The 615-nt window shown below is 54.5% G+C and carries 1 protein-coding gene; it reads right to left on the minus strand.

Annotated features, from left to right (window positions below; translation table 11 throughout):
- Positions 1 to 615, minus strand: a 615-nt coding sequence (locus tag PPOP_RS18115) for a transposase (RefSeq protein ID WP_042229949.1), incomplete at both ends; no start/stop codon positions are given.

The following is a 615-nucleotide window of genomic DNA, read 5'->3' on the forward strand; positions in this document are numbered from 1 at the left end:
TCTTTTTGTACAGGCGGGAATCCGGATCGCTGGTGCTTCGATGGGTCTGGTTCGAGAAGGTTTTTCCATGAAAATCTTCATGGATGGCTTGTTCCGCAAGGCGGGAGGAAGGGCCGGACGCCGGTGGAGGCGGCGGGTCTTGGTCGTTCGCCGTGGGTTGCTCCTTGCTTTCGGATTCATCTGCGGCAGCTTGACGTGCCAGATAAGCCTCTATGGATTCGACAGGAGCCAGTTGGATTTCTTCCAAGCTATGAATCGAGACGTTAGCCCGAACCTGGGTGCCGTCCACAGCGGCATCGACGTTCGTGTTGACAAGACCCGCGGCTATGCACTGATCCACGACGTACTTCATCAATTTTTCAAAAATGCCATGCTCGCGCCAAAGCTTACGCGTTTTCACAAGCGTTGTTCGATCCGGTAAACGAAGAGCGGACGAATCCGGGCGCTGAACAGATTCAAAGTCCAAGCCGCAGAACCAGAGGTATCCCGCATGCATGGGTAGGGTTTGGTAAAGCTGGCGCTCACTATGATTGAACAGATAGCAAAGCAGCATGAGCCGCAGCATGAGCTCCGAATCTGCAGCAGGGCGCCCCTGTTTCTCTGAATACATAGGGG

This window comes from Paenibacillus popilliae ATCC 14706, assembly GCF_000315235.1.
In the GTDB taxonomy this organism is placed as follows: domain Bacteria; phylum Bacillota; class Bacilli; order Paenibacillales; family Paenibacillaceae; genus Paenibacillus_B; species Paenibacillus_B popilliae.